The sequence below is a fragment of the Pseudomonas sp. G7(2022) genome (assembly GCF_052660475.1).
Genome location: NZ_CP109659.1, coordinates 5,191,644 through 5,207,321 on the forward strand (window position 1 = coordinate 5,191,644; position 15,678 = coordinate 5,207,321).

Sequence of the window (15,678 nt, forward strand, 5' to 3'; positions counted from 1 at the left end):
GCGGTGCTGCGGTAAAGCTTTAGAAGTTGCCTTGAACCCACTTCTTCAAACGGTCCAGCAACGGCGCCTGCGGCTCCTCGTTGCTGTAGCTGTCGCGGCTGCCGATGCCCGAGAACGAGATCCCGTCGGACTGCTTCTGCAGGCCGTACATCAACAAGCCAACGCCAGTGGAATAAATCGGGTTGCGCACCACGTCATCCAGGCCCTTCACGCCGTGCGGTACACCGAGGCGTACCGGCATGTGGAAGATTTCCTCGGCCAGTTCGGTGGCGCCTTCCATTTTCGAGGTACCGCCGGTCAGCACGATGCCGGCCGGGATCAGGTCTTCATAACCGCTGCGACGCAGCTCGGCCTGGATCAGGGTGAACAGCTCGTCGTAACGCGGCTCGACCACTTCAGCCAGGGCCTGACGGGACAGTTCGCGCGGCGGACGGTCGCCGACGCTTGGCACCTTGATGGTTTCGCCGGCACCGGCCAGTTTGGCCAGAGCGCAGGCGTAACGGATCTTGATCTCTTCGGCGTACTGGGTCGGGGTGCGCAACGCCATGGCGATGTCATTGGTCACCTGATCGCCGGCAATCGGGATCACGGCCGTGTGGCGGATTGCGCCTTCGGTGAAGATCGCGATGTCGGTGGTGCCGCCGCCGATGTCGACCAGGCACACGCCCAGTTCTTTTTCATCGTCGGTCAGGACCGAGTAGGCCGAAGCCAGTTGCTCGAGAATGATGTCGTCGATTTCCAGACCGCAGCGACGCACGCATTTTTCAATGTTCTGCGCAGCGTTGACGGCACAGGTCACCACGTGAACCTTGGCTTCCAGACGCACGCCGGACATGCCCAGCGGCTCGCGCACGCCTTCCTGGTTATCGATCACGTAGTCCTGCGGCAAGGTATGCAGCACACGCTGGTCCGCCGGGATCGCCACTGCCTGGGCAGCGTCGAGTACGCGCTCCAGGTCAGCGGAGCTGACTTCGCGGTCGCGGATCGCCACGATGCCGTGGGAGTTCAGGCTGCGGATGTGATTGCCCGCCACGCCGACGAACGCCGAGTGAATGCGGCAACCCGCCATCAGTTGGGCTTCCTCGATCGCGCGCTGGATCGATTGCACGGTGGACTCGATGTTCACCACCACGCCTTTCTTCAGGCCGCGGGACGGATGAGTGCCGATCCCGACGATTTCCAGCGAGCCGTCGTCCGCAACCTCGCCGACCAGCGCCACCACCTTGGAGGTGCCGATATCGAGACCGACGATCATTTTGCCGCTTTGCACGTTTGCCATGGGTCCTGCCTCTTCTTAATTCTTTGCGACAGCGGGTTGGGCTGTCGTCGGCGCTACTGGTTCCCGCCAGCCAACAGCGAGGCCGTTGGCATAGCGCAGATCGATGCGCGCAATGTTCGTAATCTGGTCTTTAAGCGTCTTGTCGTAGATGGCAATGAAGCGGCGCATCTTTTCCACCAGGTTGCCGCGTCCCAGCAGCAACTCGATGCCGGGGCCGGAACTGCCGGCACCGGTGGTCAGGAACCAGCTGCCACGCTCGCGCAGTTCCAGGCGCGCGATCGAGAAGCCCAACGGCCTGAGCATCTGACTCAGCACCTGGTATTGCTGCATCACTTGCTGCTGGGCCCGCTGCGGGCCGAACAGCTGTGGCAGGTGTTCGTAATTCGCCAGTTCCTTGGGCGTGAACGCCTGGCCCTGGTTGTTGAGCAGCGACTCGTCACCCCAACGGGCCACGGGCAGTTGCTCTTCGAGGCGGATCACCACCTGATCCGGCCACACCCGACGGACTTCGGCGTGAGCGATCCAGGGCATCTGTTCCAGCTCCGAGCGCATGCTGGCCAGGTCGATGGTGAAGAAGCTCGACGCCACGTAGGGGGCGATTCGCTGCTGCACCGCCTGCTGGCTGATGTAGCTCAGATCACCCTGCACGGCGATTTTGGTGATCGGCCGGTCGGCATACGGCAGCAAACGCTGCGCGCCTTCGTAAGTGCCGAAACCGAGCGCCACCAGCAGCACCGGCCAGAACAGGCCTTTGAGGAACCCGAAATTGGCTTTCGGCAGGCGCGCGGACATCGGCTCTTTGGCCACCATTCGGCTGGCACCCCGCGGCACCGGCTTGCGGCCGGGAGCGGGTGGCTGATGTCTGAGCTGTGCGCCTTGCATGGTCTTAACCTCGCGCCTCTTTATGGCCATCGGCATCGACACTGGCGGCCAGAATGGCCAGAACCAGCTGCTGGAAATCCAGACCGGCCGCTTTCGCCGCCATCGGTACCAGGCTGTGATCGGTCATGCCGGGAGCCGTGTTGACTTCCAGGAACCAGAATTTTCCGTCGGCGTCCTGCATCACGTCCGCCCTGCCCCAACCGGCGATACCCAGCGCCTCGCAGGCTTGCGCCGTGAGGTCCATGAGTTCTTTTTCCTTGTCGGCATCGAGCCCGCACGGAATCCGATACTGGGTATCGTTGGCGATGTACTTGGCGTCGTAGTCGTAGAACGTGTGCGGCGTACCCAGGGCGATAGGAGGCAACACCTGGTCACGCAGGGTGGCGATGGTGAACTCGGGACCGTGGATCCATTGCTCGACCAACACTTGCGAATCGTAGGTACTGGCCGCTTTCCATGCGTCGATCAACTCGGACGCAGAACTCACTTTGGCCATCCCGATACTTGAACCTTCATGCGCCGGTTTGACGATCAAAGGGAAGCCCAGTTCCGTCGCTGCCGAAATACAATCGGCCTCGCTGCGCAGCACGGCGTGACGCGGCGTTGGAATACCGAGGGTGTGCCAGACCTGCTTGGTACGCAGTTTGTCCATCGCCAGCGCCGAAGCCAGAATGCCGCTGCCGGTGTAGGGAATACCGGCCACTTCGAGCAGGCCCTGCATGCTGCCGTCTTCACCGCCACGACCGTGGAGAATGATGAAGGCGCGGTCGATCTTTTCACTCAACAGACGCTGCAGAATATCGGCGCCGACATCGATCCCGAATGCGTCCACACCGGCGCTTTGCAGCGCAGAAAGCACGGCGTTGCCGGACTTCAGCGAAACTTCACGCTCGGCACTCAGGCCACCGAACAGCACGGCGACACGGCCGAAGTCTTTCGGGGCAATGGTGGAGAACAGGTTGGCGTAGGCAGCAGTCATTTCAACTTCCCCTCGACCGGTGCGGCCACGGCACCGGCGAACAACTCGCTTTTCAACAGTTTCGGTGCAAGACCGCCGATGTCGCCGGCGCCCTGGCACAACAGAATGTCGCCGGCACGCAGCAACGGCTTGACCAGCGGCGCCAGGTCGACACCACGCTCGATGTAGATCGGGTCCAGTTGACCGCGCTGACGGATGCTGTTGCACAGCTTGCGGCTGTCGGCACCCGGGATCGGCTCTTCGCCGGCCGGATAGACTTCCATCAGCAGAAGCACGTTGGCGTCGGCCAGTACATTGACGAAATCGTCGTACAGGTCGCGGGTGCGGCTATAGCGGTGCGGCTGGTAGACCATCACCAGACGGCGCTCAGGCCAGCCACCGCGTACAGCCTTGATGACGGCCGCGACTTCGGTCGGGTGATGACCGTAGTCGTCGACCAGCATCACGTTGCCGCCGTCCACCGGCAGTTCGCCGTAGACCTGGAAGCGGCGGCCGACACCCTGGAACCCGGACAGGCCCTGTACGATGGCTTCATCGCTGACGCCTTCGTCGGTAGCGATGCAGATGGTCGCCAGGGAATTGAGCACGTTGTGGTTGCCCGGCATGTTCACGGACACATCCAGCGGCTCGCGATCAGGGCGCAGCACAGTGAAGAAGGTCTGCATGCCTTGTTGGCGCACATTGATGGCGCGCACGTCGGCGTCTTCGCTGAAGCCGTAGGTCATGGTCGGACGTTTCACCTGCGGCAGGATTTCACGCACCACCGGATCGTCCAGGCACATCACCGCCAGACCGTAGAACGGCAGGTTGTGCAGGAACTCGACGAAGGTTTTCTTCAGTTTGTTGAAGTCACCGTCGTAGGTCGCCATGTGGTCGGCGTCGATGTTGGTCACCACAGCCACCAGCGGCTGCAGGTGCAGGAAACTGGCGTCGCTTTCATCGGCCTCGGCGATCAGGTAACGGCTGGTGCCGAGCTGGGCATTGGTGCCCGCGGCGTTCAGACGGCCACCGATGACGAAGGTCGGATCCAGGCCACCGGCCGCAAACACCGAAGCGATCAGGCTGGTGGTGGTGGTCTTGCCGTGGGTACCGGCGACGGCGATGCCGTGGCGGTAGCGCATCAGTTCGGCAAGCATTTCGGCACGCGGTACCACCGGGATGCGGCGTTCCAGTGCGGTCGCCACTTCCGGGTTGGACGTGTTGACGGCGCTCGACACTACCAGCACATCGGCAGCAGCGGCGTTCTCGGCACGGTGGCCGATGAAAATCTGCGCACCGAAGGATTCCAGGCGCTCGGTGACCGGCGAAGCCTTCAGGTCGGAACCGGACACGGCGTAACCCAGGTTCAGCAGCACTTCAGCAATACCGCACATGCCCACGCCGCCGATTCCGACGAAGTGGATGCGACGGATGCGGCGCATTTCCGGTTGCGGCATGGCTTTCTGATTCTCAACCATGGGCCACCTCCAGACAGGTATCGACCACGCTGCGGGTGGCTTCGGGTTTCGCCAGACGGCGGGCCGCTCGGGCCATTTCTTCAAGTCGTTGCGGTTGCATCAAGACCTCTGTCAGGCGCGCGGCAAGGTCCGCGGCACCAGTCGTTCTTTGCGGCATCAGGAAGGCAGCGCCTTCACGGGCCAGATAATCGGCGTTGCGGGTCTGGTGATCGTCGATCGCGTGGGGCAAGGGCACCAGCATCGACGGCAGACCGGCGGCGGCCAGCTCGCTGACGGTCAATGCGCCTGCGCGGCACACCACCAGGTCAGCCCAGCCATAGGCCTGAGCCATGTCCTTGATGAAGGGCTGCACCTGCGCGTCCACGCCGACAGCGCGGTAGCGCTCTGCAGTCACTTCATCGTGATTTTTGCCGGCCTGATGAAACACCTCCGGACGCAGGTCGACAGCGACTTGCGACAGGGCTTCAGGCAGCAACTTGTTCAACGGTTCTGCCCCCAGGCTTCCGCCCAGGATCAGCAAACGCGCCTTGCGTCCGGCCAGGGCCGCACGCGGTGTTTCGAGGAACAGCTCGCTGCGCACCGGGTTGCCGGTGGTACGGCGGCTGTCCGACAGGGTAAAGGTGTCGGGGAACGCTTCACACACCCGGGCGGCGAACGGCACCAGCAACCGATTGGCGGTGCCAGCCACAGCGTTCTGCTCGTGAACGATTACCGGCACGCCGGCCAGTTTGGCGGCAATGCCACCAGGACCGGTCACATAACCACCGAAACCAACCACGCACACCGGACGCAGGCGGCGAATGATCGCCCGCGCCTGCCAGACCGATTTCAGCAACATGAACGGTGCCTTGAGCAACGACAGCTTGCCCTTGCCACGCAGGCCAGTGGCGTTGATGCGATGCAATTCGAGGCCGGCGGCCGGCACCAGGTCGTTCTCGATCCCCCGTGGCGTGCCGAGCCAGTGCACGGTGTAACCCCGCGCCTGAAATTCACGGGCGCAGGACAGCGCCGGGAACACGTGGCCACCGGTACCGCCGGCCATGATCAATACGTTAGCGCCCATGGTTCGGCTCCTCGGCGAAGTCGCTCTCATGGAATTCCATCTCTTCACTGCCCAGGTGGGTCCGGCTCTCCCACTCGATCCTCAGCAACAGGCCAAGGCAGGCACAGCAGATCACCAGGGAACTGCCGCCGTAACTGAGGAACGGCAAGGTCAGGCCCTTGGTCGGCAGCAGGCCGACGTTCACGCCGATGTTGATCAGGAACTGACCGATCCACAGGAACGACAGACCGTAGGCAACATAAGCGGCAAAAAACTGTTTGGCTTTCTCGGCCCACAGACCGATGTACATGCCGCGAATACACACGAACACGAAGAGCGCCACGGTGCACAGCGAACCCACCGCGCCCAGCTCTTCAGCCAGTACCGAAAACACGAAGTCAGTGTGGGCTTCCGGCAGGTAGAACTGCTTCTGCACGCTGTTGCCCAAACCAACGCCCAGCCACTCGCCGCGACCGAAGGCGATCAAGGCCTGGGACAATTGATAACCGGCACCGAACTGGTCCGCCCACGGGTCGGCGAAGTTGGTCAGACGCGCCATCCGGTAGGGTTGCATCTGGATCAGCAACACCACCGCCGCCACCGCCAGCACCACCATCAGCGAGAACCGGAACAGCCCGACCCCGCCAAGGAACAGCATCGCCGCTGCAGCCCCCATCATCACAACGGTGGCACCGAAGTCCGGTTCCATCAGCAGCAGGCCCGCCATCGGCAGCAGCACGATGAACGGCTTGAAGAAGCCCATCCAGCTCTCGCGCACTTCCTTCTGGCGACGCACCAGATAACCGGCGAGGTAAATCACCACGAACACCTTGGCGATTTCGGACGGCTGAACGTTGAAGAAGCTGAAGCCGATCCAGCGCATCGAACCGTTCACCTCACGGCCGATCCCCGGGATGATCACCATCACCAACAGACCGAATGCGCCGATCAGCATCAGCCAGCCCAGACGCTGCCAGGTGGCGATCGGAATCATCATGGTGACGATGCACGCGCCCAGGCCCAGCACCACATAGATCAGGTGACGGGTCATGTAGTAGAGAGCGCTGCCCGATTGCACCGCACCCACCTCGGTCGAGGCCGAGGCGATCATGATCAGCCCCAGGCCGAGCAGCGCCAGGCAACCGGCGAGCATGGGGAAGTCGAGGTCGATCCCACGTCCGGTGATGATCGGAGACGGATACGGTTTGATGATGTTTCGCAGGCTCATGCCAGTTCCTCCACGGCGCGGACGAACTGGTGACCACGGTCTTCGTAATTCTTGAACATGTCGAAACTGGCGCAGGCCGGCGACAGCAGCACCACGTCACCCGGCTGGGCGGCGGCGCGGCATTTCTCGACGGCGTCGATCAGCGTGGTGGCGCGGATCAGCGGCACGGCATCACCGATGGCCTGGCCGATTTTGTCGGAGTCACGGCCCATCAGGATCACGGCGCGGCAATGGGCAGCCGCCGGATCGCGCAGGTCCTTGAATTCGGCACCCTTGCCGTCGCCGCCGGCGATCAGCACGACCTTGCCGCTGATGTCCGCACCCAGGCCTTCGATGGCGGCCAGGGCGGCGCCGACGTTGGTGGCTTTGGAATCGTTGTAGTAACCGACGCCGTCCAGGTCACGCACCCACTGGCAGCGATGTTCGAGGCCGGCGAAGTTGCGCAGGGCCGTTAGCATGGCGTCGAACGGCAGCCCGACTGCGTGCCCGAGCGCCAGCGCCGCCAGGGCGTTCGACTGGTTGTGGGCGCCGCGAATCTTCAGTTCACGCACCGGCATCAGGTTCTGGAATTCGAAGGCCAGGTATTTCTCGCCATTCTCTTCGCGCAGACCGAACGCCTTGAAGTCGGGTGGGGTGAGGCCGAAGGTCCAGCATGGCTGGCCCTCGCCCATCAGTGGCCGGGTCAGGGCGTCCTGACGGTTGACCACGAATTGTTTCGCGCCACGGAAGATCCGGTGCTTGGCCAGGTGATAGGCCGGCAGGCCGCTGTAGCGGTCCATGTGGTCTTCGCTGATGTTGAGCACGGTCGCCACTTCGGCGTTGAGCTGATCGGTGGTTTCCAGCTGAAAACTCGACAGTTCCATCACGTACAGCTCGACGTCATCGCTGAGCAGATCCAGCGCCGGCGTACCGAGGTTGCCGCCCACCGCCACGCGCTTGCCGGCCGCTGCCGCCATTTCACCAACCAGGGTGGTGACAGTGCTTTTCGCGTTGGAACCGCTGATGGCCACGATCGGCGCCTTCGCGTTACGCGCGAACAGCTCGATGTCGCCGGACAACTTCACACCACGGGCCGCGGCGGCTTGCAGGGCCGGGGTCGCCAGCGCCAGGCCGGGGCTCACGTAGAGCTCGTCGGCACGGCACAGGAACTCGACGTCCAGCTCGCCACAACGCACTTCCACGTGCGGATAGTCACGCTGGAGCGTGGCCAGTTCCGGTGGATTTTCCCGCGTGTCGGCCACGGCAAACGCCACACCCCGGTTCGCCAGGAAGCGAACCAGGGACATGCCGCTCTTGCCGAGGCCGACAACGATGCGGAAGTGGTCAGAAGCGATCAGAGACACTCGTTCTACCTCAGCTTCAGGGTGGCAAGGCCGATCAGCACGAGAATCACGGTGATGATCCAGAAACGGACGATCACGCGCGGCTCGGGCCAGCCCTTGAGTTCAAAGTGGTGGTGTATCGGAGCCATGCGGAACACACGACGACCGGTCAGCTTAAAGGAAGCCACCTGAATGACGACTGACAGGGTTTCCATCACGAACACGCCGCCCATGATGAACAGGACGATTTCCTGACGGACGATCACCGCGATGGTGCCCAGAGCAGCGCCCAGCGCCAGTGCGCCGACGTCGCCCATGAAGACTTGCGCCGGGTAGGTGTTGAACCACAAGAAGCCCAGACCGGCACCGATCAGCGCGCCGCAGAACACGATCAGCTCGCCCGCGCCCGGCACGTACGGGATCAACAGGTATTCAGCGAATTTCACGTTACCCGACAGGTAGCAGAAGATGCCCAGGCCACCGCCGACCATCACTGTCGGCATGATCGCCAGACCGTCGAGGCCGTCGGTCAGGTTGACCGCGTTGCTCGAACCGACGATCACGAAGTAAGTCAGCACGATGAAACCGGCGCCCAGCGGAATGCTGTAGTCCTTGAGCATCGGCAGGATCAGGGTGGTTTCCACCGGCGTGGCGGCAGTCATATAAAGGAATATCGCCGCGCCGAGACCGAACACCGACTGCCAGAAATACTTCCAGCGACTCGGCAGACCACGGGAGTTCTTCTCGATCACTTTGCGGTAGTCATCGACCCAGCCAATGGCACCGAACAGCAGGGTCACCAGCAACACGACCCACACGTAACGATTGCTCAGGTCGGCCCACAGCAGGGTACTGACGCCGATGGACGACAGAATCAGTGCGCCACCCATGGTCGGCGTACCGGATTTGGACAGGTGCGATTGCGGGCCGTCGTTACGAACCGATTGGCCGATCTGACGGTTCTGCAGGGTGCGGATCATCCACGGGCCGTAGCACAGCGACAAGACCAGCGCGGTCAGCACACCGAGAATCCCGCGCAGGGTCAGGTACTGGAAGACCGCGAAGCCTTTGTAGAACTGTTGCAGATACTCCGCTAGCAGCAGCAGCATTAATGTTTCTCCAGACTGGACCCGCACAGGGCCGCAACGATGTTTTCCATCGCTGCGCTGCGCGAACCCTTGATCAAAATGGTGGTGTTTTTATCCTGCTCGGCGCCGAGGGCCTGGATCAGTTCGGCCTGCGTGCCGAAGTGATGCGCCTCGTTGCCGAATGCGTTCACGGCGTGGACCATGTTCGGCCCGACGGCGTAAAGCGCGGAAACCTTGCCCCGGGCGTATTCGCCCACGTCGCGGTGCCCCTGCTCCGCCCAGTCGCCCAACTCGCCGATATCCCCGAGCACCAGGACGGTGCGGCCGGAAAAGCCGGCGAGTATATCAACGGCCGCGCACATGGAGGTGGGGTTCGCGTTGTAAGTGTCATCGATCACGCGCATGCCGTTTTTCGCCAGTTGCGCGACGGTGCGACCCTTGACCGGTTGTACCGCGCCAAGCCCGGTGGCGATGCCGAACAGCGACACGCCCAGGGCGTGAGCAGCAGCGGCAGCGGCCAGGGCATTGGCGACGTTATGGGTGCCGAGCAGGTTCAGTTGAACCCGTTCCACACCTTCAGGACTGTGCAGGTTGAACGCCGGGCAGCCTCGGGCATCAGTGGCCAGATCGCTGGCGTGGAAATCCGCTTGCGTGTTGCTCAGCGCGAAAGTCAGCACTTTGCGACCGGCGGCGCGGAGCTTCCAGATACCGAATGCCTTGTCATCGAGATTCAGCACGGCGATGCCATCGGCGGCCAGCCCTTCGATGATTTCGCCTTTGGCTTCAACGATTTTCTCGGGCCCGCCGAACTCGCCAACGTGAGCGGTGCCGGCGTTGTTGAGGATCGCTACGTGCGGCTTGGTCAGCCCGACGGTGTAAGCGATTTCACCCAGACGCGAGGCACCCAGTTCGATCACTGCCGCGCTGTGCTCCGGGGCAAGTTCGAGCAGGGTCAGCGGTACGCCGAGGTCGTTGTTCAGGTTGCCACGGGTCGCGTGTACCGAGCCGCGCGTACGCAGGATGCTCGCGAGCATTTCCTTGACCGTGGTCTTGCCGCTGGAGCCGGTCACGGCCGCAACCGGTCTGGTGAACGCGGCACGGTTCAATGCGCCCAGTTGACCGAGGGCCTGACGGGTGTCCTTGACCAGCAATTGTGGCAGCGTGCTGTCGGCGACTTCGCGCTCGACCAATGCAGCAACGGCGCCTTTGGCAGCGACCTCGTTCAGATAGTCATGACCGTCGAAGCGCGGACCGGTCAATGCAACAAACAGTTGGCCAGCCTTGATGGCGCGGCTGTCGATGCTCACGCCGTCGAAGCTTGCGTCCGCGCTGATCAACCGCGCGTCGAGTGCGTTGGTCAGTTCGCTGAGTTTCAGGGCCTTAAGCATGGGCCACCTCCCAGGCGGTCAGGGCGTGATCGGCCTCGACCAGATCGGAGAATGCGTGGCGCTCGCCGTTGATTTCCTGATAGTCCTCATGACCTTTGCCGGCCAGGACAATCACGTCATCCGCCGAGGCGCTGGCAATCAGTTGTGCGATGGCCTGGCCACGACCGGCCACGAACGTCACGTTATCCACAGCCGTGAAGCCGGCGCGGATGTCATCGAAGATCACCGCTGGATCTTCGGTACGCGGATTGTCATCGGTGACCAGCACGCGGTCGGCCAGACGCTCGACCACTTCGGCCATCAACGGGCGTTTGCCGCGATCACGGTCACCGCCACAGCCGAACAGGCACAACAGTTGGCCTTTGACGTGCGGACGCAACGCAGTCAGAACCTTTTCCAGCGCATCGGGCGTGTGGGCGTAATCGACCACCACCAGCGGCTGGGTGCCACCACCGAGACGTTGCATGCGTCCGGCCGGGCCTTCGAGTTTCGGCAGCACCTTGAGGATTTCGTCGAGGGCGTAATCCAGGCCAAGCAAGGCGCCGACCGCGGCCAGTACGTTGCTCAGGTTGAAACGACCGAGCAGCGTGCTGCGCAGATGGTGTTCGCCCTGCGGCGTCACCAGCGTGGCGCGCACGCCATGGTCGTCGAACTGTGCTTCGCGGACATATAGATACGCGCTGCTGTCGAGCAGGCTGTAAGTGATCAGGCGCGACTCACGTTTTTCAGCGGCCAGTTGCCGGCCGAAATCGTCGTCCAGATTGACCACGCGGCACTTCAAGTCATTCCAGGCGAACAGCTTGGCTTTCGCTTCGGCGTAGGCCTCCATGGTGCCGTGGTAATCGAGGTGATCGCGGGAAAGGTTGGTCATCACCGCCACGTCGAACGCCAGCGCGGTGACCCGGCCCTGATCCAGGCCGTGGGACGAAACTTCCATGGCCACGGCTTTGGCACCGGCCTTTTTCAGGTCGCCCAGGGTCGCCTGCACGGCAATCGGATTCGGCGTGGTGTGCAGGCCGCTTTGCAGCGAGCCATGGAAACCGGAACCGAGGGTGCCGACGATGCCGCAGTGCTGACCGAGCAGGTCCAGCGCCTGGGCAACAAGCTGGGTCACGCTGGTCTTGCCGTTGGTGCCGGTGACGCCCACCAGGTTCAGGTGATGGCTTGGTTCACCGTAAAAACGTCCGGCGATATCCGACAACTGCGCTGCCAGACCTTTGACCGGAATCAGCGGCACATCAGTGATCGGCAACACGGTGGCGCCTTCCACTTCGTAAGCCACGGCGGCCGCCCCACGGGTGAGTGCGTCAGCAATGTGCGCACGACCGTCGAACTTGCCGCCCGGCACCGCGAGGAACAGGTCGCCTGCGCGTACGTTGCGGCTGTCGAGCGCCAGTTCACGGATCAACAGATCGTGGCCGGCGTGGGGGAATATCTTGTTCAGACTAAGAGACATCAGCCGCGCCCTCCATTGGCTTTCAGCGGAACAGCCGGGGTGGCATTGGCTTGCTGGGTATTCGGCAGGTTGTCCGGGGTGATGTTCATCAGGCGCAGAGTGCCGGACATCACACGGCTGAACACCGGCGCCGACACCAGACCACCGAAGTAGCCGGCCTTGGTCGGTTCATCGATCACCACGACGATGGCATAACGCGGATCGCTCATCGGGCCGAAACCGGCGAACAGCGAGCGATAGGAATTTTCGGCATAGCCCTTGGTGCCCACCGAGGTCTTGCGGGCGGTACCCGACTTCCCGGCCACGTGATACGCCGGGACTTGAGCACGGAACACGCCACGTGGTGCTTCGATTACTTGCTGCAGCATGCCCTGCATGGTTTTCGCCACGGCTTCCGGCAGCACCTGGGTGGTCTGCGGCGCCTTGTCGGTTTTGATCAGAGTCAGCGGTGCGAGACGACCGTTGTTGGCCAATGCCGAGAACGCGTGCACCAGCTGGATCGCGGTCACCGAAACACCGTAGCCGTAGGACAGCGTTGCGGTTTCAGCTTTACGCCACTCGCGGTAGTTCGGCAGGTTGCCGACACGTTCACCCGGGAAGCCGAGGCCGGTGTCCTGGCCGAGACCGACCTTTTGTGCGAGACGGAAAATGGTTTCGCCGCCAATGTCGAACGCGACCTTACTCATACCAACGTTACTGGAATTGATCAGAATGCCGGTCAGGTCAAGCACCGGACCTTCGGTCTTCGATACGTCTTTGATGGTGTACTTGCCGATCTGCAGGGAACCCGGATACACCTCGACGGTGTCGCTCGGTTTCCAGCGGCCGGTTTCGATCGCGGCGCTCATCGAGATCGCCTTCATGGTCGAACCCGGTTCGAACACGTCGATCATCGCGCGGTTACGCATCATCGCCGGCTGCAGGTTGCGACGGTTGTTCGGGTTGTAGGTCGGCTGGTTGACCATGGCGAGGATCTCGCCGGTCTTCACGTCCATGATCACCAGACTGCCGGCCTTGGCGCCGTTCTCGATGATCGCGTTGCGCAGCTCGCGGTTGGCCAGGTATTGCAGACGCAGGTCAATGGACAACGCCAAGGGCTTGCCGGCCTTGGCGTTCTTGGTGACCTGGACATCCTTGATCAGCCGTCCGCGCCGATCCTTGATGACTTGCCGCTTGCCGGGTACGCCGGCCAGCCACTCGTCGTAGGCCAGTTCGACACCTTCACGGCCGTGGTCGTCGATGTCGGTGAACCCGACCATGTGCGCAGTGACTTCACCGGCCGGATAGAACCGGCGGAACTCTTCGATGCCGTAGACGCCCGGCACTTTCAGGTCGAGCACAGCCTGGCCCTGCTCGGGGGTCAGTCCGCGCACCAGATAAATGAATTCCTTGTTCGCCTGGGCTTCGAGGCGCTCGGCCAGGGCTTTCGGGTCTTGGCCCAGGGCAGCGGCGAGTGCCGGCCACTTTTCTTTGGCCAGCTGCATTTCCTTGGCGTTGGCCCATAACGTGGTCACCGGCGTACTCACGGCCAGAGGCTCGCCATTGCGGTCGGTGATCAAACCACGGTGCGCCGGGATCGGAATGTGACGAACGCTACGTGCATCGCCCTGCCCCTTGAGGAAGTCACGGTCGATCACCTGCAGGTCGATGATGCGCCAGCAGATCGCGGCCACCATCATGCCCAGCAGACCAACGACCAGACGGAAGCGCCACGGGAAGAGTGCCCCTTCGAGTTTCATCATGGCGCCACCATCTTCACGTCAGCCGCGCCAGGGATGTGCATCTTCAGTTGTTCGGTAGCCAGTACTTCGATCCGGCTGTGGGCGGTCCAGGTGCTCTGTTCCAGAATCAGACGCCCCCACTCGGCCTGCGCCTTGTCGCGCACGCTGAGTTCGTTGTACAGGGTGTTGAGCAACTGCCGGTTCCAGTGGGCGCTGTAGGAAACGCCGATGGCCGACACGAGCACGCCGATGAACAGCAGCAGCATGAAAAAGCTGCCGCCAGGCAGTGGTTTGGCGAAAAGCTTGCTCACCGCAACTTCTCCGCGACGCGCATGACGGCGCTACGAGAACGTGGGTTGGCCTTGAGCTCGGCGTCGGAGGCCGTCTGCGCTTTGCCATGGACTTTGATTTTCGGTTCGAACGCAACGTGGCGAACCGGCAGGTTGCGCGGCAGGTTGTCGGCTTCGCCTTTCACCAGCTTGCGCATGAACAGTTTGACGATGCGGTCTTCCAGCGAATGGAAGCTGATGACGACCAGACGGCCGCCCACTTCCAGGCATTCGAGCGCGGCTTCAAGGCCTGCTTCCAGATCGCCCAGTTCGTTGTTGACGTGAATGCGCAGGCCCTGGAATGCACGGGTGGCCGGGTTCTTGCCCTTTTCCCACGCCGGGTTGGCGACTTTCAGAACTTCGGCCAGATCAGCGGTACGCTCGAACGGCGTGATGTCACGACGTTCGGCCACGGCACGGGCCATGCGACCGGAGAAGCGCTCTTCGCCATATTCCTTGAAAACACGGGCGATTTCTTCCACCGGCGCGGTGTTGACGAACTCGGCTGCACTGATGCCACGGGACGGATCCATGCGCATGTCCAGCGGGCCATCGTTGAGAAAACTGAAGCCGCGCTCGGCATCATCGAGCTGCGGCGAAGACACGCCCAGATCCAGCAGAATGCCGCTGACCTTGCCAGCCAGACCCTGTTCGGCAACCACCGAACCCAGTTCGGCAAAGCTGCGCTGCACAACGACAAAGCGGCCGTCTTCGGCCGCTAGCGTTTGCCCGGTGGCAATCGCTTGAGGATCCTTGTCAAATCCGATGAGCCGGCCATCAGGCCCGAGCTTGCTGAGGATCAATCGACTGTGCCCGCCGCGCCCGAACGTGCCGTCCAGATAGCAGCCATCAGGACGTACGGCGAGAGCCTCGACGGCTTCGTCAAGCAGTACGGTGATGTGGTTAAAGCCGCTATCAATAGTCACAGGATCAGATCACGCAGTTCGTCAGGCATGGCGCCCGGTTGTTGTATGGCAGCCAGGTCAGCGGCAGAAACCGCGTTCCAGGCATCTTCGTCCCACAGTTGGAACTTGTTCAGTTGGCCCACCAGCATCGCGCGCTTGTCGAGCTTCGCGTATTCGCGCAGGCGCGGCGGCACCAGGAAACGACCACTGCCGTCGAGCTCGAGGTCAACGGCGTTACCAATCAATAAACGTTGCAGACGACGGTTCTCTTCGCGAAGCGAAGGAAGCGCGCGCAACTTGGTTTCAATAATTTCCCACTCATCGAGCGGGTAGACACACAGGCACGGATCAACGGCATCAATGGTCACGATCAACTGGCCGGAACTACGCGAAACGAGCTCGTCACGGTACCGGCTCGGCATGGCGAGACGGCCCTTTGCGTCGAGACTGATAGCGTTAGCTCCGCGAAACACGTCTGCGTTTCTCCAATTTTTATCGTTTTGAGCTCAAAAAACCCACTTCATGCCACTTTCCGCCACTTGCGCACACTATAGGAATGCGCCCACCACACCGTCAAGGCGCGGATCAAAGGAAAACCCTTA

General features: G+C 62.4%; 14 protein-coding genes. All 14 read right to left on the reverse strand.

Features of this window, described 5'->3' with window-relative positions:
* Positions 1 to 19 precede the first annotated feature (19 nt).
* Genes ftsA through mraZ form a run of 14 tightly spaced genes read right to left on the reverse strand, consistent with a single transcriptional unit; the run spans position 20 to position 15,549 of the window.
* Positions 20 to 1,279, reverse strand: coding sequence for a cell division protein FtsA (gene ftsA / locus NE357_RS23725; RefSeq protein WP_169431853.1), 1,260 nt, complete (start codon positions 1,277 to 1,279; stop codon positions 20 to 22).
* Between the two features lie 15 nt (positions 1,280 to 1,294).
* Positions 1,295 to 2,161: a cell division protein FtsQ/DivIB gene (locus NE357_RS23730; protein WP_169431854.1), complete on the reverse strand. Its 867-nt coding sequence runs from the start codon at positions 2,159 to 2,161 to the stop codon at positions 1,295 to 1,297.
* A gap of 4 nt (positions 2,162 to 2,165) precedes the next feature.
* Positions 2,166 to 3,140 (reverse strand): D-alanine--D-alanine ligase, encoded by a 975-nt coding sequence (locus NE357_RS23735; protein WP_169431855.1) that lies wholly within the window; start codon positions 3,138 to 3,140, stop codon positions 2,166 to 2,168.
* Entirely contained in the window at positions 3,137 to 4,597 is a 1,461-nt protein-coding gene (gene murC, locus NE357_RS23740) for a UDP-N-acetylmuramate--L-alanine ligase (RefSeq protein WP_169431856.1), read from the reverse strand. Before murC ends, NE357_RS23735 begins: the two co-directional genes overlap by 4 nt.
* A complete protein-coding gene (gene murG / locus NE357_RS23745) occupies positions 4,590 to 5,660 on the reverse strand; it encodes an undecaprenyldiphospho-muramoylpentapeptide beta-N-acetylglucosaminyltransferase (protein WP_169431857.1) in 1,071 nt (356 codons plus the stop codon). The genes murC and murG overlap by 8 nt, the downstream gene beginning before the upstream one ends.
* On the reverse strand, positions 5,650 to 6,867 hold the full coding sequence (gene ftsW / locus NE357_RS23750; protein ID WP_423815203.1) for a putative lipid II flippase FtsW: 1,218 nt from the start codon (positions 6,865 to 6,867) through the stop codon (positions 5,650 to 5,652). Before ftsW ends, murG begins: the two co-directional genes overlap by 11 nt.
* Positions 6,864 to 8,210 carry a UDP-N-acetylmuramoyl-L-alanine--D-glutamate ligase gene (gene murD / locus NE357_RS23755; RefSeq protein ID WP_169431858.1) on the reverse strand — a complete coding sequence of 449 codons (1,347 nt, stop codon included), beginning with the start codon at positions 8,208 to 8,210 and terminating at the stop codon, positions 6,864 to 6,866. Before murD ends, ftsW begins: the two co-directional genes overlap by 4 nt.
* Before the next feature lie 5 nt (positions 8,211 to 8,215).
* Positions 8,216 to 9,298, reverse strand: a complete 1,083-nt coding sequence (gene mraY / locus NE357_RS23760; RefSeq protein ID WP_015096766.1) for a phospho-N-acetylmuramoyl-pentapeptide-transferase — start codon at positions 9,296 to 9,298, stop codon at positions 8,216 to 8,218.
* Positions 9,298 to 10,665: a UDP-N-acetylmuramoyl-tripeptide--D-alanyl-D-alanine ligase gene (locus NE357_RS23765; RefSeq protein WP_169431859.1), complete on the reverse strand. Its 1,368-nt coding sequence runs from the start codon at positions 10,663 to 10,665 to the stop codon at positions 9,298 to 9,300. The genes mraY and NE357_RS23765 overlap by 1 nt, the downstream gene beginning before the upstream one ends.
* Positions 10,658 to 12,121 (reverse strand): UDP-N-acetylmuramoyl-L-alanyl-D-glutamate--2,6-diaminopimelate ligase, encoded by a 1,464-nt coding sequence (locus NE357_RS23770; RefSeq protein ID WP_169431860.1) that lies wholly within the window; start codon positions 12,119 to 12,121, stop codon positions 10,658 to 10,660. The genes NE357_RS23765 and NE357_RS23770 overlap by 8 nt, the downstream gene beginning before the upstream one ends.
* On the reverse strand, positions 12,121 to 13,860 hold the full coding sequence (locus NE357_RS23775; protein WP_169432701.1) for a peptidoglycan D,D-transpeptidase FtsI family protein: 1,740 nt from the start codon (positions 13,858 to 13,860) through the stop codon (positions 12,121 to 12,123). The genes NE357_RS23770 and NE357_RS23775 overlap by 1 nt, the downstream gene beginning before the upstream one ends.
* A complete protein-coding gene (gene ftsL / locus NE357_RS23780) occupies positions 13,860 to 14,153 on the reverse strand; it encodes a cell division protein FtsL (RefSeq protein WP_007956777.1) in 294 nt (97 codons plus the stop codon). Before ftsL ends, NE357_RS23775 begins: the two co-directional genes overlap by 1 nt.
* Entirely contained in the window at positions 14,150 to 15,097 is a 948-nt protein-coding gene (gene rsmH, locus NE357_RS23785; RefSeq protein ID WP_039766256.1) for a 16S rRNA (cytosine(1402)-N(4))-methyltransferase RsmH, read from the reverse strand. Before rsmH ends, ftsL begins: the two co-directional genes overlap by 4 nt.
* A complete protein-coding gene (mraZ, locus tag NE357_RS23790) occupies positions 15,094 to 15,549 on the reverse strand; it encodes a division/cell wall cluster transcriptional repressor MraZ (RefSeq protein WP_003205355.1) in 456 nt (151 codons plus the stop codon). Before mraZ ends, rsmH begins: the two co-directional genes overlap by 4 nt.
* Positions 15,550 to 15,678 lie beyond the last annotated feature (129 nt).